Genomic DNA, 19,322 nt, shown 5'->3' on the forward strand with positions numbered 1-19,322 from the left:
GACTAAAATCAGTAAACAAAGATTTTTACTTTTATGAGATATTCTTTAAGCCGGTTGCATCTATAATTTTAATATTTCTGCCTTCAATTTCTATCAAATTCTCTTTTTTAAAATCTGAAAGAGTTCTAATTAGACTTTCCGGAGCCATTCCCGCAACACCCGCGAGATCTGCTCTAGAGATGCGAATACTTTTTAAAGGATGTTTCTTGATCTTTTCAGCAAACAGTAGAATGGTATTGGCCGTTTTCTTTCTTACAGAACCATAAGCCATTTCCATAAGTTGTTGCTTAATTCCAATAAGATTATTACTTAATATCTCTACCAGCTCTAATGTCATTTTCCCATTATTTGCTAAGATCTTATGAAGCTCATCTTTGGTAATTATTGCCAAGGTGGTATCTTCCATAGCAGTGGCATATTCTTCATACAGAGATTGGTTGACGCTCGCATTACCAAAAAAATCATCTTCCTTATAAAGTTCAGTTATTAGCTCTTTACCATGGCTATCCATTCCATGAGCTTTAACCACTCCATTTTTTACATAATAAAAGAAATGAGATTTAGTTCCTGGCTCATAAATAGAAGCCCCACTACTAAATTGTAACACATCTTGTGAACTCATATAGGCTCTCAACTCCTCAAGATTATTAATACTCTTCTGCTCTAGAATAGTATCATTTTCATTTTTAAAAGAGTTTAAGATAGCTACTTTTGCCATTCTGCTTTCTATAGCACTTAGCAGATCTTCTTCCTCAAAGGGCTTTGTAAGGTAATCATCTGCCCCAAGATCCATCCCTTTTCTAATATCCTTATGTTCTGTTTTTGCTGAAAGAAAAATAAATGGAATATGTGAAGTTCTGTTATTTTCAGAAAGAGAACTTAAAACCCCATATCCATCCAACTCAGGCATCATAATATCACAAACAATAATATCTGGCATGTGCTCTTTAGCTTTTTCTACACCTTGTAATCCATTACTTGCAGTAATTACTTGATAGTGCGAAAGCTCTAAAAGCTCTGCCGTGTTTTCTCTAACAGTGACATCGTCTTCTATTAATAATATTTTCTTCATGGATTTAAAATTGGTATTTCAACAAAAAATTCAGTTCCTGCATCCTCCTTACTAGTAAAGTAAATATGCCCTCCCAAATTCTCCAAATGGGTTTTAGCTATATTTAAACCAATACCGGTACCTTGATTTAAAACAGCATTTTCTGCTCTAAAATATCGTTCAAAAATATGTTTTTTATCTTGCTCTGGAATTCCAATACCTTCATCTCTAACCTTAAAATAAACGGTTTCTTTTGATGTTTTTACTTCTAAGGTTATATTGGTATCTTCTGGAGAATATTTAATAGAGTTACTTAATAAATTGGTAAGAATAAGCTCTAGTATCTTTTCATCTTGATAAAGTAAAACATCACTAATCTCCTGTGGATAAATGATTTCCTGACCGTTCTTCAAAGTGATATTTGCATTGTAAACAACTTCGTTGATCAATCTCTTTAAGCTGAAAGAGGTATATTTATATTGACCTGCGCCAGATTCTAAACGTTCTATAGACAAAAAATCATTTAGAATATTATTTAAGTAGTGTACTTTGCTTTTAATAGTACCAAGATGCTTTTCTCTTTTATCTTGCTGCGTAGCTTCTTTGTATTTCTCCGCCAAAGTTGCAGAAGTTAGAATTCCGCTAAGTGGTGTTTTAAATTCATGAGACACCAAAGAAAGAAATTTGGTTTTAAGATCATTGAGTTCTTTCTGTTTCTGCAAAGCAGATTTTATTTTCTTCTCTGCTCTTTTCCTCTTACTGATCTCGGATTCTAAATTAAGGTTAGACTTTTCTAATTGAAGGATGGTCTCTTGCAATTCTGCTGTTCTAAGAGCAATTTTATCTTCTAAATGAGCATTAAGATCTGTTATTTGTCTTTGCGTCTCTTTTCTAACCGTAATGTCTATAATTAAAGACATCACAAAATCTTTTCCATCTATTTTAAACGGGTTTAAACCTGCTTCTACAGGAAATGTTGACCCATCTTTTCTTTGACCGTATAAATCTCTTCCATGACCCATCTGCCTTTTCTCACTATGCTCTAAAAAATTGCTAAAATGGTGTGAATGCTTAGAATGATAATTAGTGGGAATTAAGATATTTAGAGATTCACCTATTAACTCCTGAGCTTCATAACCAAACATTACACCTGCCGCAGTATTCGCTGCCGTAATGGTTTGAGAAGAATCTACCACTATAATTCCTTCGGAAGCAGCCTCAAACAGAATATTAAAAACATTCTTATTTTGAAAGAATTGACTCTTTATCACAAATCTTCTGTTTTAATTATAGCAACTATTGAATTGGCTTAGACGATATTACCGAAGATAGAAATTAATACATTTATATATCTTTTTTGATATCAATTCCATAAACTAGATCAACAATCCTATTATAAATGAAATCTAAAGGTAGGGTAAACTTAGATAATTCCCATCCTGTGTAGCATTGTCTTCACATCAACTTTGAAATTTAAAGGATGATTAACGCCTAACAATGTGTAGATTACCATCAATTTTAAAGTGAAAATAAAGCATAAAAAAAGACCCAAACATTTCTGCTTGGGTCTTGACATTTTGTTGGCCCACTAGGGCTCGAACCTAGACTCTTCTGTACCAAAAACAGACGTGTTGCCAGTTACACCATGGGCCAGCGTTTTATTGCCGATGCAAATTTAGAACAAATCTTATTTTACACAAACATTTTTTAAACTTTTTTGAATTTTTTTTTCGACTATTTTTTTAACCCCTAATTATCAGGCTCTAAAAAATTTATTGATTTCAACTTCGTTATAAAATCATTCGTGTAATTATTCTTAAATTCGCCACTTAAGATACAATTAGAATAACAAATGACAGAATTCAACTTTAGTAAGTGGAACAAGATACTAGGATGGTTAGTATTTGTAATTGCACTTATTACCTACTGGTCTACGGTAGAACCTACCGCAAGTTTTTGGGATGCAGGAGAGTACATTGCAACATCCGCACATTTAGAAGTTGGCCACCCACCGGGAGCACCTCTATATCAAATGATGGGTGCTGTAGCTTCCGTTTTCGCTTCAGATAGTAAAAATGTAGCCTTAATGGTTAACTGTATGTCTGGTCTGGCCAGTGCTTTTGCCATCATGTTCATGTTCTGGTCTATAGTACTAATCCTTTTCAAAGTTGCTGGACCTCTTAAAATTCAGACTTCAGGCAGTAAAATAGCCATTCTAGGAAGTGCGCTTGTAGGTTCATTAGCCTTCACCTTTACCGATAGTTTTTGGTTTAATGCGGTAGAAGCAGAAGTTTATGCCATGGCAGCAGGAATTATGGCTTTGCTATTCTATCTAGGGCTTCTTTGGGAACGAGATATGTTTAAACCTCGTGGATATAGATGGCTAATATTAATCTCCTTTGTTGTTGGACTTTCATTTGGAGTTCACTTCTTAGGACTACTTACAATTCCGGCAATTGGATTTTTATATTTCTTTAAAAATTATTCTAAGGTAACTATCAAAAATTTTATTATCGCAAACATCGCAGTTGTTGCTGTTTTGATGTTCATCTTTAAACTGCTTTTACCTTATACGCTAACGTTCTTTGCTTCTTCAGAAATCTTTTTTACCAATAGTATAGGTTTACCATTTAATACTGGTACAGTGATCGCTTTTCTGATAATTGTTGCAGCATTCTATTTCGGAATTAATTATACTCGAAAAAAACAATATTTTCAGTTAAACACCCTTTTCCTTTGCATTCTTTTCATATTAATAGGTTTTTCAAGTTGGACCATGTTACCTATTAGATCTAATTCTAATACTGTCATTAACGAGAACAGCCCAAATAATGCTCGTGAATTACTTGCTTATTATAACAGAGAACAATACGGAGAAACTCATCTTTTCTACGGACCTCAATTTACAGAAATGTATAGCGGGCTGGATCCGGAAAATCCATATTCAGATGAAAAGCCAAATTACGAACGCGATGAAAAGGCTGGAAAATACATAATAGTAAATGATTATAAGAATGCTAAGCAAAATCTAGACGATAACCATAAGACCGTATTACCCAGAATGTGGAGCTCTGAACATGCTGTTAATTATATGCAGTTTACAGGACCTATAGATTTTACTATTAAGCCTGAATATCAAGATCAGCAACAACTACAAACGGCTGTTGCAGAGTTCAAGCAGAGTTATGCTATTGGAAAACTAGATAACGATGATTATAATAGTTTTTTATCGCAATTCGGACAATATCTAAATGTAGAAAAACCATCTTTTGGATCTAATATGAGTTACCTCTTTGAATTTCAGATGGGGTATATGTACTGGAGATACTTTATGTGGAATTTTGTTGGCAGACAAAATGATATTCAAGGCCAGTATACAGATCTAAATGGAAATTGGTTAAGCGGAATCGATTTTATAGATGAGTGGCATTTAGGCTCACAAGACAATCTTCCTTCAGATGTGAAGAATAATAAAGCTAGAAATACGTACTACTTTTTACCACTAATATTAGGATTAATAGGTTTATTCTTTCACTTCAAAAAGGATAAAAAAGGATTTTGGGTTTTAATGGTGTTCTTTTTATTTACAGGAATAGCCTTAAAGATCTACTTAAATGAAAGACCTTTTGAACCTCGTGAAAGAGATTACGCTCTGGTAGGTTCATTTTACGTTTTCGCTATGTGGATAGGAATTGGAGTTTACGCGCTGTTCGATCTCCTTAAAGATTATTTAAAGCCGAAGCTTGCTGCTCCCATAGTTATAGCGGCAACATTATTAGCCGTTCCTACTATTATGGCTTCTCAAAACTGGAATGATCATGACAGGTCAGACAGGTATACCGCTTTAGCAATGGCTAAAATGTATCTAGACTCGTTAGACGAGAATGCCATTCTATTTACCATTGGAGATAATGATACGTTTGCACTTTGGTATGTACAACAAATTGAAGGGTACAGAACAGATGTTCGTATTGTAAATACCAGTCTATTTGCTACAGACTGGTACATAGACCAAATGAAGAGAAAGGCTTGGGAGAGTGAACCTATTCCATCTCAGCTAGAACATAGTCAGTACCGTGCCGGAACAAATGATTTTGTGATCTTCCAGCCGGTAACTCAAGATACTATGGACATAAAGAACTGGATGAACTGGATTGCTAGCGATAACCCAGGAACCAAAGGAGAGTTACAAAGTGGGCAAACTGTAAATACATTCCCTACTAAATCTATTCGAATTGGAGTAGACAAAGCCTCTGTTCTAAAAAATAAGATCGTAGAGGCTAAGAGCGCAGATGAGATTGTAGACAATATCTTTATAAAGTTAGATGGAAATGTGGTTTATAAGAATCGCTTACTAATGTTAGATATCATAGCCAATAACAACTGGGAGCGCCCTATTTATTTTACCGGTGGTAGCTTTGGAGATGATGATTATCTATGGATGAAAGATTTTCTACAATTAGACGGTGTAGCTTATAAACTAGTACCAATTCAAACCCCATTAGATCCAAGAAATCCATATAATATGGGTAGAATTAATACAGATAAGATGTACGATCTTGTTAAGAATTGGGATTGGGGTAATATGGGAGATCCAAACATTTATCAAGATCCTGAAACTAGAAAGAACTCTATTACTTATAGAAGTAACCTTGCAAGATTGGTAGAAGCGCTATTAAGAGAAGGAGATAAAGAACGTGCCAAGAATATTTTAGACCTGGCCATGGAAAATATGCCGGTAGATTACTATGGATATTATACTTTATTAGAACCTTATATAAGAGGTTATTTTGAAGTTGGAGAGACCGAGAAAGCAAAGCAACTTTTTGAAAAAGTATCGAGTAAATATCAAGAAGACTTAAAGTATTATAGCGGATGGGATCAGGAGAGACAATATCGCTATGCAGATGATATTATCACTTCTATGGAACGATTTAGATCTTTGGTAGATGTGATAGTGCTAAGCGGAGAAAGAGAATTTGCACGAGAGAAAGCAGAGGAGTTCAATAATTACTTAAAATTATTTCCACAATTTTATGATAATTCTCCGGAGCCAGAACAAACACAAGATTCTCCTACAGAGCAAGATCTTATAAATGAATTCAAAAGAACCCAACAGTTAGACTCTTTAGATAGCGTACCGCAATAGTCTAAGAATATGGCTTATTTAAAAAAAATATCCACATTAGGGAAGTTGATTTATCCTTCTCTAATGTGGAATTTTTCTAGAAAAGAAAAAGATCTCTATCTCACCTTTGATGATGGCCCACATCCCACCATCACTCCTTGGGTTTTGGAACTTCTAGCTCAATATAAAGCTAAAGCAACCTTCTTTTGCGTTGGAGATAACATCTATAAATTCCCAGAGATCTTTAAGCAGATCATTTCTGAAGGCCATAGTATTGGTAACCACACTTACCATCATCTAAATGGCTGGAAAACCTCAACAGCATCCTATCTAGCAGATGTAGCCTTAGCAAATGAGGCTGTTACTAAACAAACAGTACTCCAGTCAGACAAAAAACTATTTAGACCTCCTTATGGCAAAGCCAGCATATCTCAGCTTAAAAAGCTTAAAAAGCTTAATTATAAGATCGTAATGTGGGAGACTATAAGTGGAGATTTTGACCAGTCTATCTCGTCAAAACAATGCTTTAAAAATGTTGTTGAGAATTGCACGTCCGGGAGTATTGTGGTATTTCACGATAGTGAAAAAGCAAAAAAACACCTAAAGTATACGTTACCAAAGGTGTTAGAATATTATAATTATAAAGGCTATACTTTTAAAAAGATCTAAAGGTGTTCTTTTAAAATACTTATAAGCGTATTGGCATCTTGCTCTCCACTTTGGCGCCATTTCATCTCACCATTCTTATAGATCATGAGTGTTGGTAAACCTTGAACGCGAAGTGCTTCTGCTAATTGACTATTTTTATCTACATCAATTTTAATGATTTTGGCCTTATCACCCAAAGCCGCAGCTACATCTCTAAGCACAGGGTGCATAAGATTGGAAGCTTCATTCCATTCGGTATAAAAATCTAAAAGCACCGGAATGTTTAAATCTATTAATTCACCAAATTTTGACATACACTAAAAACTGAGTTTGTTGATTTTTGATATCACTATTCAAAATAATATCAAATATACTAATTTCTTTGAATTATGCGAGTTTTGAGCCTTTGCGAAGTTCAATAACACTTACTTCCGGCCAAATTCCTACACGCCCTGGATAAGCCAGGTAACCAAACCCTCTGTTCACGTTAATATATCTACCAAACTCCTCGTAAATACCGGCCCAATTCTCATATCTGTAAGATACAGGACTCCATTTAAACCATCCCGGTATTTCTATACCAAATTGCATCCCATGAGTATGGCCACTAAGAGTTAGATGATAATGATTAGGGTCTGATTTTATTTTCTCTTGCCAATAAGATGGATCATGGCTCATTAATACTTTAAAATCTTCTTTTGCCACACCTTTACCAGCAAGATCGAGATCTCCTTTTTTCTTAAATCCTCCTGCGCCCCAATTTTCTACACCTACTAAAGCTATTCGCTCTCCATTTCTCTCTAAAAATCTATGCTCGTTAAGTAAAAGGTCCCATCCCATGTCTGCATGGACCGCCTTAAGATCCTCAATATTAGCTATTCTGGCAGCATCAGACTCCCATTGAACATAATCTCCATAATCATGGTTCCCTAAAACAGAGAATACACCATCTTTAGCAGAGATCTGAGCAAAGGTAGATTTCCACGTATCCATTTCCTCTGCCTTATTATTCACTAGGTCTCCTGTAAAAAGAACGATATCACTTTCTTGCTCATTTATAAGATCTACTCCATATTTGATCTTCTCATGATTATCAAAACTACCACTGTGAACATCGCTAATTTGTGTTATTCGATAACCATCAAAAGCACTAGGCAGATCATCAAAGTAAAGCACATATTTAAGTACTTTATAATTGTACTTACCCCAGTACATTCCGTAGAGCAAAGACAAGAAGGGTATTGCAGCTATACCAAGGGCTATCTGACCTAAGAACTTGCGTCTTTCCGGCAATTCAAAAGAGGAAGAAGATGATCCTGAAAGTTTACTGTATGATGCCATAAAGATCCTCACTAGATCTTCCCCAAACATAAAGATGGTAAGAATAAGTTTTCCTGCCATAAACGCAAGAACTACCCCCAAGGCGTAACCCCTACCCCCGGTAAAACCACCACTAGGATTTGGCTGTACAAACTGATAGATAAAATTCCCTAGAACCAACAGAGAAATTATAATATAAGCCAGACTAACGATGTTATTTTTAGTAATGGCTCTTATTGCCTGATAAGCATAAAGATCTACAAGAATGTAAAAAATAATAAATATAATCCAACGCATGAATTCTCAAATTTTTCACGAATATACTGGTAATCAAAACTTAAATCTTTAATTTTTAGTTTCTTTAACTAATGTTCTAATTAGCCATAATTCTATATAGTTGTCTCCAAATAAAAAGCAGGCTTACAAAAGCCTGCTTCTTTCTAATAAACACTTAACAAATTATTATTGTGCAGACCATCCTCCATCTAGTGTAAAGGCAGATCCTGTTATTGCTGAAGAATTATCCATAGCTAGATAAAGGGCTAATTCAGAAATCTTTTCTATTGGTATAAATTCTTTAACTGCCTGCTTCTTTAACATGATCTGGGTTACTACCTCATCTTCAGAAAGTTTATGGGCTTTAGCCTGATCTTTAATCTGTCCTTCTATCAAAGGTGTTTTCACATAGCCTGGGCAAATAGCATTACAGGTAATATTATGTCCTGCCCCTTCTAAACCTAATACTTTGGTAAGTCCTATAACCCCATGTTTTGCTGAAACATAAGCAGCTTTATATTCTGAAGCCCTTAAACCATGAACCGATGAGATATTTATAATTCTTCCAAAATCTTGCTTTTTCATGATCTTCCAAACCGCCTTAGAGGCAATAAAAGCTGAAGTAAGATTTATAGCTATAATAGCATTCCATTTATCTAATGGAAATTGTTCTACAGGTGCCACATATTGAATCCCTGCATTGTTAATTAAAACATCTATACTTTTAAAAAGCTCCTCCGCTTTATTTACGAGTGCTTCAATTTCTTCAGGCTTGGTAAGATTGGCATTAGAAAAGGCTGTATTAACACCAAACTTCTCTCCTACCTCAGCAGCTATTTTAGCTCCATCTTTTTCTAAACCATGAAACATAATATTATAGCCCGCCTCTGCAAATCCTAGAGCTATTGCATGGCCTATACCACTGGTACTTCCTGTAATTAATGCTGTTCTATTCACTTTTAAGAAATTTTAATATCACTCTATTAAATTCATCTGGTTGATCCATGGTAACTCCATGTCTGGATGCTTTTATTATATGCAACTTAGAATTCTGCATTTTAGCCACGTAATTTTCTTTGGAGGCAATTGGGGTATAATCAAATTCTGATGCAATTACCAAACAAGGTATTGCTATTTGTTCTATTTTAGCTCCCAATCCCCAATTCATTAAACTTGTAAAAGAATTAAAATAGGGTTCTAATTGATTCTTACTGGCTCTATCAAAAAATGCCTGCTGAAGTTGTTCTTGCCCCTTATCGGGAAACATTCCTTCAGAAACCTTTTTAGCCATAGCTTCCATGCCTTTGGTTCTTAAAAGTTGAGTTCTTTCCTGAATCATTTGATCTCCAAACGCTCCAAGATTATTAAAATCTGGTGCCGTGTTTACAATTACCATCTTCTTAAATAGAGATGGATATCTAACAGCCATTTCAAATGCTACGGCGCCTCCCATGGAAAATCCAATTACAGAGCAACGAGTAACACTTATCTCTTCTAACAATAACTTCATATCTTCTGCACAAAGCTTCACTCCATACTCCTCTTTTAATAAGGGTTTTGATGAATTACCATGACCTCTAAAATCTGGCGCTATAACTCTAAAGTTATTAGTAAGCGTCTCGATCTGAAGATCCCAGTCTGCTTTGGTAGAACCTAAGCCATGGAGAAGAAGCACAACTTCTCCTTCTCCCTGATCTAGATATTCTATATTAACATTATTGTTTAATTTTCTTTGATGGATCATCTACTATCCTTTTTGCTTTATTTTCTTAAAGCTTCAATAGGTAAATGATACTTTAATTCTACCTGAAATAATCTACCTATTTCTGGAGATGCTACAAATTCTCTAACTTCAGAATTAAGTACGTTGGTAATGCTTGCTCCTATAGCTAAGTTTTCTGTAATGTTATATCCAACATTTAGGTCAAAATTTACAAATCCACCTAAAGGACCATAGTTCCAGGTTCTACCATTTCTAGCATTTTCAATTACATCATTAGTTCCATCTCCATTAAGATCTTGTGTTTTAGCGGCGATGTTTATTCCAGAGAAAAAGTCATATTCCTGTACATATCTAGCATATAAAGAACCATAGAACTTTGGAGAAGTATAATAGTATCCTAGACCAAATTTATTCTTAGGTGTATTTATTGGTAGATCTGTGGTAGTTACTACTCCATCTTTATTAGCATCATTGGCAAGATCATCTGTATCTAAACTAAAATCGAAGAATGAATAATTGAAAGAAAATCTATTCTTATCATTTAGGTAATAGTTCAATCCAAAGTCTGCCCCGTAAGTATCAACAGATCCAAAATTTAAATAGGTAAGAACTACAGCTCCTGTAGAACCAGGAATTACTTCTCCTATTGGCGTATTCCCTCTTTGCGTTACTGGTGATGTTGCTGTAATATTTATTAATGGACTCAAGAAATCTTCAGACATATTATAATAAGCATTTACATCTAAGAACAACTTATCTCCAGCTATTTTCCCTTTATACCCAATTTCATAAGATTTGATGGTCTCTACCTTTAATGGATCTATTACAGTTCCATCTTGAAGCGTAAATCCTTCTCCATTTCCAAGTACCAATCCACCAAAAAGATTACCGCTTAAGTTAAGAATTGAAGGGGCAGCGATCCCTTTTCCATAAGTCAATCTAAAACTACCAAAATCAAAATTCTTTACAATTGCGGCTTTCGGAATAAAGTTTCCTCCGTATAACTCATGATCGTCATATCTTCCTACAAATAATAAATCTACAGCTGCTTCTTCAAAGGTATATTCAACCTGCCCATAAACTCCGGTCTGGTCTATAACTATTGGTCCATCTGAATCTAATAGATAAGTATTCTTAGAATCTGCACGATCTTCTTGAAATTGTGCACCTAAAACATATTTAAAGTCACCAATTTCATTGTTATATTGAGCTTCCGCATTAAATCTTCTAGAGTTGTCTTTAAAAACACTTCCTCTAGGCAAACTAATTCCACCATCTGGAAGACCTTCTACCGGAAACCATTGTTCTGTGTAAGAGCGAGCTAAAGCTTCTTGCTCTGTAAAACCATTATTTATAAAAGACACATAGTTTTGAGTGCGCTGGTTGATAGCATATGTATCTTCGGTCTTACTCCATGTATGATAAATGTTAGCGTAGAAATGTGGAGAGATAAGTTTTGCCTGAGCATAATCTATAGCCCAGTCTGTGATCTGATTTCTTCCTGCATTAGTTACACCTAAGTTACTGTTGTTACTATGCCCGTAAGATGCTATGATATCTGTTTTAGGCGAAAGAGAATAATATGCAGCTCCTCCATATTTTGTGGTAGAGAATTTTCTATCTAATTCTAATTCTGGATAAGCTGTAGTTCCTACATATACAGAATCTACATAGTCAAACTCTTTACCCTGAGTGTGTTCTCCCCAAACTTTGAAAGCAAATTTATCAGACAATTTCATGGCATGACGCAATCTTGCACTAAAAACCTCTTGATTTCCTGCAGCTACGGCAATATCTGTACCTTCTGAAGTTCGAGGATCTTTAGTAATTGTAGCAACCAACCCATTATGAGCATTAGGCCCATATAAGGCAGCATTTGGTCCTAATATAATTTCAACTCTTTCAATATCATCTTTGGTGATCGTAGTAAAAGTACCTAATGGTAACCCTGTTGCTACCAGAGTTGAAATTCTTCCATCTTCAACTTGTAAATTCTTAGAGTTAAAAGCAGAGTTAAAACCACGAATATTGATCCCGGTTCCCTGAACTCCACTTCTTACAAAGTCTACTCCTTTTTGTCTTGCAGCCAATTCCCCCGGATTACCGGCATAGCTTGCAATTTCTTTAGAACCAATAATTGCAATGGTAGCAGGAGCTCTCGTTACTTTTTGAGGTCTACGAGAAGCAGAAAGTACTACCTCATCCATTACAGAAGAAGATAGATTTAAACTAATATCTAGCTTTACATCTTGCCCTGCAGTAACGCTTACTTCTTTGGTTATACTTTCATAGCCCATAAAAAATACATCTATAGTGTATGTTTTTGGGTCTAGGTTATCTAATTTAAAATTTCCGTTCTCATCTGCAGAAACTCCGGTGTTAGTTCCTCTAACAACGATATTGGTTCCCATTAGTGGTTCTTGTGATGTAGCGTCCACCACAGTTCCGCTTATACTCCCCTTTTGGGCGAATGAAGCAATGCTGAAAAAGATGCTTACAAGCATCAAGATTTTGATCTTCATAAATTAATTGTTTAGTTATTTAAGACCAATTTAACAAGTTGATATGCCTTTAACAGGAAGTTGAGATATTATAAAAGTGTGACCTAAAGCAAATAAGATTCAAATAATTACCTAAAATCACTATTAGCGTGCTTTACCTACAGTAGCATTAAGTTGTGACTTAACCTGTAGAAATAATTCTGGAAGTGTAAATGAAAGTCTTTCAATAAATAAATTTAGATCTGCCATTCCCTTTTTATTGAAACCATTTGAACTACCCGCAGAATTTATTAATTCTAATTTCAGTTTATCTTCAGAAATAAAACCATTCATATACATAGCTAGATGGAAATACCAGTGAATCTTAGGTATAAAATCTTCCCTCATCATCGCTTCCTCTTCGCGTTCCAACAGATTGTATTTCTTTACCGATTTAAGCACCTCTTCATGTTTTTCTAAAGTAGTAAGCAGCATTAAATAATTAGAAAAGAAATGTCTCCACCTATGTTCAAAGACAAATTGCTTATTATTAAAAAGAAAATTTTCAGCAAAAGATTGAGCGATCTTTACCCGTTTATTTCTAATTAAAGTTCGCACATAATGCGTTGCAAAACCTAATTTTTGATGGTGATTGTTAGATCTTTTAAACAGCTCGTAATTGGAAGTCATTACATCTAATGCCTGTTTATTCTTTTCCTTTTTAAGAAGGATAGCAATAAGATTATTTAAATAGAATAGCTTGTCAGAATTTTCTTGTTTTAAAGAAAGGTGTGCATAATATTCTGCTTTGTCCAGATCGTCTAAATTAGAGTGAAGGATCACTCGGTTGGCATAATAATTAAAGAGCACTCGTTTGGCGTACATTTTCCCTTCTGCAAAGCAACTGTCCATATAATCGAATATCTTGGTTGCCTTTTCATATTCTTTATAGTTAAAATACAGAAACACCAACCTTATAAAAGCATTATACTTATTCTTACCATCTAGAACATCGCTATATAAATAACTTAGTAGCTTCTCTTCCCAATGTTTGGTAATTAAGGTTCCGCTGGTATATTCATGAGTAAGATCTTTGGTTGCGTAGAAAAGTTGCTCCTTTACAGCCACCGCATTTAAATAGTATTCTTTATTCTCTTTCAAAAATAGATCTGTCTGCTCACAATCCTGATATCTGAATCTAATAAGCAGATAATCCTGAAACTCTTTTACAAGCTCATAGAATTTCTGAAAATAAAAGGAAGTGTTATTATAAGTAGAGATCAAACTCAATAATTCCTGCTCTTGCTGAGGAGAAATGGTATCTGTAAAGATCTGCTTTTCTGTTTGAGAAAGGTATTCCAAATGCGCATCTACATCTGCTTGTTCCAGCTTATTACAGATCCATTTTTTTATGTAGGCGTATTTTCTTTTGTCTATAGCTTCATCAAATTCTTCCGAAGTATAAAATTTCTCGGCATTAATGCAAACCTTCTTTAAGATCGACTCCTTTTCTAGGTCTCTAATTTTATTTTCTTTCAATAAAAATGAAGCTTCATGAGGAAGAATTCCTTCAGAAAAATCATTGAATATTTTAAGTTTAGATTTCATTAATGTTTTAAAAATGATTCTATTTCATTATTCACCAACTTCGATTTTTCAAAATTTACAAAATGACCTGCTTTATCTATGATCTTAACTTGTAACTGAGGCATTTTTTCCTTGGCTTGTGTAGCCAGAAATTCTAAATCTTGAGTTGGATGAAAATACTTATTAGGAATTAAAGCATCGTTGGCACCGTAGATCATAAGCACCGGAATTTTAATTTCAGGCAATTTATCAATCACCGGCTCCTCTAACATGGCATGAATATTATTTACGATCATCTTCGAATAATCTGGAAAATCTGAAGCGTTTTTCATTGCAATTCTGTCTTCTACCATAAATTCTGCATCTTCCGGAAATTCGTAAAAATTAAGTTTGAAATTGTTTCTTATTTGCTCTTCAGAAGCATTCTCTACCATTGATGCTGTATAAGACATCTTCATGATCTTGCCTTCTTCTTCAGCAAAAGTTTCTATCCCCGCCGGAGCTATTAAAATTAATTTCTGAAAATTTTCAGGAGCTTTTAAAACACTCGTCATAGCAATTTGGCCACCCATAGAATGACCTACCAAGACCACATTCTTCAATTCTTTTTCCTTTATAAATTGATTGATAAAATCTGCATATTCAGCAAGCGTATAATCCAACCTGTTCTTTGAAGATTTTCCATAGCCTGGAAGATCTATAGCAATACATCTATAATATTCTTTTAAAGAAGAAATATTCTTATTCCAAGCCTCCATATAACTGGAAAGTCCATGAATAAAAAGTAAAGTTGTAGCTCCAGAACCCGTGTCCTGAAAAGCGATCTTCTCGTTATTTATTAAAACTGAATCCACTGGGTTGGTATAGGTTAGGGTCTCACTAATTGTGTTTTGGGCAACTGCATTTATAAAAAATAGAAGCATTAAGCTAAACAACGTTCCTTTTCTCATGATTTATAATTTTATATAAGTTTTTTAATTTTACTCTATCAATTTTACCGATTCCGGATTTCGGCAGAGAATCTAAGCAAATAATGTCTTTCGGGATTTTATAACTCGCCAAATACTTTTTTAGGTGGTTCAAAATATCGTCTGCTTTTAGATCATCATCGTCGTTTAAAACAATAAAAGCAACGCCAATTTCTCCCCAATTTTCATCTTCTATTCCAATTACAGCAGCTTCTTTTACCAGATTGTATTTATAAAGCACTTGTTCAATTTCTGAAGGATGAATATTTTCCCCTCCGGAAATGAATAGCTGATTTTTTCTCCCAACTATGTAGATAAACCCATCTTCATCAATCTTTGCCATATCACCAGTGTACAACCATTCTTCTTTGATCTTATTAAAAGAATAAGAGGAGTTGTTCCAATACCCGGGAGTAACTATATTTCCTTTTAAACAGATCTCGCCATATTCATAATTTGCCACTTCTTCCCCGCTAGTATTAACGATTTTCATATCAACATAAAAATTAGGTTTTCCAATAGAACCCTTTTTCCATAAGGCATCGTGATGATGCAAAGAAGTAATGCACGGTCCGGCTTCTGTTAATCCATAACCCTGACTTAAAAAAATTCCCTTTTCTGCCCAAGCATCAATCAGTTTAATAGAAAGTGGCTCCCCGCCTACCACTATATATTTTAATACATCTGCCTTAAAGGTTGAAAATGCCTTATTCTTAACCATCATCCGCAACATGGTAGGCACGGCTAAAAACAGAGAGATAGGTTCTTCTTCAATATAATTGAGTACTTTTTTAGGCTTGAATCTTTTTAAAAAATCTACTCGAGCACCGCGGTGTAACATGGGTAATAAAAGCACATTCCATCCCGAAGTATGAAAAGGCGGCAATACATTTAAGGTGTGATCTGCAGAAGTAATCTCCAATTGTACCGAAGTGTTCAAACTATTCCAGAACATCATTCTGTTGGTATAGATCACTCCTTTAGGTTTTCCAGTGGTTCCCGAAGTATAAAAAATAAATATTGGCTGATCTACTTCAATAGTAATTTTGTTTAAAACTTCTGGCAGTTCTAATCTTTCTGCTTCAGTAAAAAATGAGGAAAATAAAGATAAGCTAGCATTGCTAAAGGTTTTTAATTCTTCTTCTAATAATTCAAAACTTGAACCTTCAGCCAATACCAAAGTTGGGATCACATCAGTAATACAATGTTTTAACTCGTAACTTGTAGCTCTAAAATTTAAAGGCACTAAGATAATTCCCAACCTTTGAGCGGCTATAAATAACATTAAATATTCAGGAGAATGTTTTGCAACAACCGCTATTCTATCTCCTTTTTTTAGCTGAAATCTATTCAGCAATAAAATTCCAATTTTTCTGGAAGTATCATCTAACTGCTTATAAGTATAAATGCGACCGGTATCTAAAGATCTTACCGCCTTTTTATCGGGAGTATAAGATGACCATTTTGATATCCAATCCAGATAGTTCATACTTTCTTTTTACTGAATAAATATAGCAAATTACCAATGATAAAAGATGCAACTATAGCTATAGCTGCAGAAACTCCAGGGTTGTTTACCGGTTCCTGCATATATGGAGTGATCCTTCCGTAGTAAATTATAAAGTGAAGCGCTACGGCAGAAAAACTTGCAATAAACACAGCATTCTTGCTTACCTTTTTAAAATAAATTCCGAATAACACAGGCACAAAGGCAGCAGCGAAATAGGCATAAACCCCATTTTGGGCAAAAATAGCCACACTTACGTTTGGGTTTATGATCTGATCATGACTCAACCAAAAACTCACAATTGCTAATAAGATGATCACGATCTTATTAAGCGCTACAGAACTTATCTTTTTTACAGAAGGAAATAACGGTGTAATTAAGTCGGTACTTATAGTAGTAGAAAGCGACTGAATTAAACCTTCCAAAGTAGAAAGTCCTGCAGAGATCAACCCGGCAACAATTAGAACACCCACCCCGGCGGTAAAAGTCTTGACCACATATGCCGAAACCAACTCATCCATCTTAAGCGGAACTCCATCTATTGCCAGATCTGGAAAAGTGATACGAGCATAAAGCCCGACAAATACTACCAGAAAGAAAACCGTCATACAGCTAATTGCTACAAAAAGATATTTATTTACAGACTTTGCATCTTTTAAAAACAGTGATTTTGTAATAATATGAGGCTGACAAACAATCGCAATTCCAATCACTATCTGGCAAGAGATAATTTCAAAGTAATCTCTAAAAAGAAAACTCTTTTCATTGGTAGTTTTTACCAATTGAGGATCAATATCTTTTAAGGTATTTATAAAGCCTTCAATTCCATGATTAAAATATTCTGCTCCAGATAAAATAAGAATAAGCGCCACAATAAACATTAATACAGCCTGAATGGTATTAGTATATACCATAGAATTTGCGCCACCAAACATCATATATCCAAACACGAAAATCACTAATCCCAGCAAGACATAGAAGGGTTCCAAATTCAAAGATTTTGAAATGATCTGCGTAAGCCCCACACAAATTAGCACTATAAAAGTGATCAGCAAAAGAGAAAGAAACGCAAAGAAAATGGTGAGTCCTTTACTATCATATCGCTTCCCGATCCATTGCGCCATAGTAAGCGCTTTTACTGTAGACCCATGTTTTTGGAATGCCTTGGTAAAAAATATAAGCGATGCAAAAATGGCAATTGGCATAACTACTCCAAAAGAGATAATTCCTGCAAAACCATAAAGTGCTATAAACCCCGGATTGATTATAAACGTCGCCGCACTCGTCATAGAAGCGGCTAAAGATAGTCCTACTGCCCAAGCTGGGAAACCGTTACTCCCAATGGCAAAATCATCTATATTCTTAGTCTTTCGCATTCCGCGAACTACAAAAAATATGATAACCAATGAATAAACTACGAGTAAAAGTGTTACATATAAAGACCAGGTTTCACTTGCGAACATATATTAATTGAGTTTGAAAAGTGAAGTTAAAACTTATACTTATTTTAGTTGAATTAATTGTTTAATTATAGAGTGCGACTTAAAAACAATTTCATCTAAAAGCTTTAAAGATCTAAATATAGATTGAATAACTACAACTAAGACTTAAATATGACTTAATTAAATTTCATATCTTATCCAAGATGAAAAGAAGAAAGTTTATTGAAAGATCTTCACTTACCGGAATAGGAATTGTATTTTCATCAACCGTTATTAATGCTTCTCCATTGCAAAATTTTAATCAAAAACAAATGAACAAATTTCCAATCACCATTGCCACATGGAATTTCCCTAACGCCAGTAAAAGAGCCGGTGAATTATTGAGTCAAGGCGCAAATGCGCTAGATGCTGTGGAGCAAGGAGTCATGGTTGAAGAAGCAGATATTAGAAACACCACCGTTGGGAAAGGTGGAGCGCCAGACAGAGATGGAAATGTAACTTTAGATGCATGCATTATGTCTGCTTCGGGAAATGCCGGTGCTGTTGTATATTTAAAACATACCTCTAAAGCTGCCTCTGTAGCACGAAAAGTAATGGAGGAAACTCCGCATGTAATGCTAGCAGGAGAAGGTGCAGATCTTTTTGCCATACAGCAAGGTTTTGAAAAAGAAGAATTATTTACAGAGAGTTCTAAAGCCGATTATCAGGAATGGTTAAAAAAGAAAGAATACAAACCGATAATCAATATTGAAAATCACGACACCATTGGAATGTTATGCATCGATAAAAATGGGGATCTAGCAGGAGCCTGCACCAGTAGCGGACTTTCTTATAAAATAAATGGACGCGTTGGAGATTCACCTATTATTGGTTCCGGATTATTTTTAGATAATGAAATTGGTGGAGCAGTAGCTACCGGGATGGGTGAAGCTATTATGAAAAGTGTTGGAAGCTTTTTGATAGTGGAATTGATGCGACAAGGAAAATCGCCTCAAGAAGCCTGTGAGGAAGCAATTAATAGGATCATAAAAGCAAACCCGAATACTTATAAAGAATTTCAGGCAGCTTTTATAGCCATCAATAAAAAAGGTGAAATTGGCTCTCACTGCATTCAGAAAGGCTTTAGTTACGTAAAATATCAAGCTGATAAGAATGAGAACATTCTTAGCAGCTATAATTTTTAAGATATTAA

14 protein-coding genes and 1 tRNA gene are annotated in these 19,322 nt (G+C 34.8%); 3 read left to right on the forward strand and 12 right to left on the reverse strand.

Going from position 1 to position 19,322, the window contains the following annotated elements:
• Positions 1-31 precede the first annotated feature (31 nt).
• From BLT84_RS02085 to BLT84_RS02095, 3 genes are all read right to left on the reverse strand, one after another.
• Complete coding sequence (locus BLT84_RS02085) at positions 32-1,072, reverse strand: response regulator (RefSeq protein WP_091262545.1); 1,041 nt, start codon at positions 1,070-1,072, stop codon at positions 32-34.
• The gene (locus BLT84_RS02090) at positions 1,069-2,319 is read right to left on the reverse strand and encodes a PAS domain-containing sensor histidine kinase (protein WP_091267928.1); all 1,251 of its coding nucleotides are present in this window, start codon (positions 2,317-2,319) and stop codon (positions 1,069-1,071) included. The genes BLT84_RS02085 and BLT84_RS02090 overlap by 4 nt, the downstream gene beginning before the upstream one ends.
• Positions 2,320-2,631: 312 nt before the next feature.
• Positions 2,632-2,704: transfer RNA gene (locus BLT84_RS02095), tRNA-Gln, on the reverse strand.
• A gap of 199 nt (positions 2,705-2,903) precedes the next feature.
• On the opposite strand from BLT84_RS02095, the gene BLT84_RS02100 reads away from it, so the two are divergent.
• A complete protein-coding gene (locus BLT84_RS02100; protein ID WP_091262546.1) occupies positions 2,904-6,200 on the forward strand; it encodes a DUF2723 domain-containing protein in 3,297 nt (1,098 codons plus the stop codon).
• A 9-nt stretch (positions 6,201-6,209) separates the two neighbouring features.
• Positions 6,210-6,848 (forward strand): polysaccharide deacetylase family protein, encoded by a 639-nt coding sequence (locus BLT84_RS02105; protein WP_091262548.1) that lies wholly within the window; start codon positions 6,210-6,212, stop codon positions 6,846-6,848.
• Here the strand turns inward: BLT84_RS02105 and BLT84_RS02110 are convergent.
• From BLT84_RS02110 to BLT84_RS02150, 9 genes are all read right to left on the reverse strand, one after another.
• Positions 6,845-7,141, reverse strand: a complete 297-nt coding sequence (locus BLT84_RS02110) for a thioredoxin family protein (RefSeq protein ID WP_034888445.1) — start codon at positions 7,139-7,141, stop codon at positions 6,845-6,847. The genes BLT84_RS02105 and BLT84_RS02110 overlap by 4 nt on opposite strands.
• A 73-nt stretch (positions 7,142-7,214) precedes the next feature.
• Entirely contained in the window at positions 7,215-8,444 is a 1,230-nt protein-coding gene (locus BLT84_RS02115) for a metallophosphoesterase (RefSeq protein ID WP_091262550.1), read from the reverse strand.
• A 165-nt stretch (positions 8,445-8,609) separates the two neighbouring features.
• Positions 8,610-9,380: a 3-hydroxybutyrate dehydrogenase gene (locus tag BLT84_RS02120; RefSeq protein WP_091262551.1), complete on the reverse strand. Its 771-nt coding sequence runs from the start codon at positions 9,378-9,380 to the stop codon at positions 8,610-8,612.
• On the reverse strand, positions 9,373-10,167 hold the full coding sequence (locus tag BLT84_RS02125; protein WP_091262554.1) for an alpha/beta fold hydrolase: 795 nt from the start codon (positions 10,165-10,167) through the stop codon (positions 9,373-9,375). Before BLT84_RS02125 ends, BLT84_RS02120 begins: the two co-directional genes overlap by 8 nt.
• A gap of 17 nt (positions 10,168-10,184) precedes the next feature.
• Entirely contained in the window at positions 10,185-12,668 is a 2,484-nt protein-coding gene (locus tag BLT84_RS02130) for a TonB-dependent receptor (protein ID WP_091262555.1), read from the reverse strand.
• A 123-nt stretch (positions 12,669-12,791) separates the two neighbouring features.
• A complete protein-coding gene (locus BLT84_RS02135; RefSeq protein WP_091262557.1) occupies positions 12,792-14,234 on the reverse strand; it encodes a hypothetical protein in 1,443 nt (480 codons plus the stop codon).
• Positions 14,234-15,163 (reverse strand): alpha/beta fold hydrolase, encoded by a 930-nt coding sequence (locus BLT84_RS02140; protein ID WP_091262558.1) that lies wholly within the window; start codon positions 15,161-15,163, stop codon positions 14,234-14,236. The genes BLT84_RS02135 and BLT84_RS02140 overlap by 1 nt, the downstream gene beginning before the upstream one ends.
• Complete coding sequence (locus BLT84_RS02145; RefSeq protein WP_091262560.1) at positions 15,141-16,670, reverse strand: class I adenylate-forming enzyme family protein; 1,530 nt, start codon at positions 16,668-16,670, stop codon at positions 15,141-15,143. The genes BLT84_RS02140 and BLT84_RS02145 overlap by 23 nt, the downstream gene beginning before the upstream one ends.
• Complete coding sequence (locus tag BLT84_RS02150; protein WP_091262562.1) at positions 16,667-18,151, reverse strand: sodium/pantothenate symporter; 1,485 nt, start codon at positions 18,149-18,151, stop codon at positions 16,667-16,669. Before BLT84_RS02150 ends, BLT84_RS02145 begins: the two co-directional genes overlap by 4 nt.
• Before the next feature lie 182 nt (positions 18,152-18,333).
• Between BLT84_RS02150 and BLT84_RS02155 the strand changes: the two genes are divergently transcribed.
• Positions 18,334-19,314, forward strand: coding sequence for an isoaspartyl peptidase/L-asparaginase family protein (locus BLT84_RS02155; protein ID WP_091262564.1), 981 nt, complete (start codon positions 18,334-18,336; stop codon positions 19,312-19,314).
• Positions 19,315-19,322 lie beyond the last annotated feature (8 nt).

Origin of the sequence: Gillisia sp. Hel1_33_143, from assembly GCF_900104765.1 — a bacterium.
GTDB lineage: Bacteria > Bacteroidota > Bacteroidia > Flavobacteriales > Flavobacteriaceae > Gillisia.

Bases quoted from the DNA above. Each gene is read 5' to 3' on its own strand.
- BLT84_RS02085 (WP_091262545.1), bottom strand. From the start codon at position 1,072: ATGAAGAAAATATTATTAATAGAAGACGATGTCACTGTTAGAGAAAAC.
- BLT84_RS02100 (WP_091262546.1), top strand. From the start codon at position 2,904: ATGACAGAATTCAACTTTAGTAAGTGGAACAAGATACTAGGATGGTTA.
- BLT84_RS02105 (WP_091262548.1), top strand. From the start codon at position 6,210: ATGGCTTATTTAAAAAAAATATCCACATTAGGGAAGTTGATTTATCCT.
- BLT84_RS02110 (WP_034888445.1), bottom strand. From the start codon at position 7,141: ATGTCAAAATTTGGTGAATTAATAGATTTAAACATTCCGGTGCTTTTA.
- BLT84_RS02115 (WP_091262550.1), bottom strand. From the start codon at position 8,444: ATGCGTTGGATTATATTTATTATTTTTTACATTCTTGTAGATCTTTAT.
- BLT84_RS02125 (WP_091262554.1), bottom strand. From the start codon at position 10,167: ATGATCCATCAAAGAAAATTAAACAATAATGTTAATATAGAATATCTA.
- BLT84_RS02130 (WP_091262555.1), bottom strand. From the start codon at position 12,668: ATGAAGATCAAAATCTTGATGCTTGTAAGCATCTTTTTCAGCATTGCT.
- BLT84_RS02135 (WP_091262557.1), bottom strand. From the start codon at position 14,234: ATGAAATCTAAACTTAAAATATTCAATGATTTTTCTGAAGGAATTCTT.
- BLT84_RS02140 (WP_091262558.1), bottom strand. From the start codon at position 15,163: ATGAGAAAAGGAACGTTGTTTAGCTTAATGCTTCTATTTTTTATAAAT.
- BLT84_RS02145 (WP_091262560.1), bottom strand. From the start codon at position 16,670: ATGAACTATCTGGATTGGATATCAAAATGGTCATCTTATACTCCCGAT.
- BLT84_RS02150 (WP_091262562.1), bottom strand. From the start codon at position 18,151: ATGTTCGCAAGTGAAACCTGGTCTTTATATGTAACACTTTTACTCGTA.
- BLT84_RS02155 (WP_091262564.1), top strand. From the start codon at position 18,334: ATGAAAAGAAGAAAGTTTATTGAAAGATCTTCACTTACCGGAATAGGA.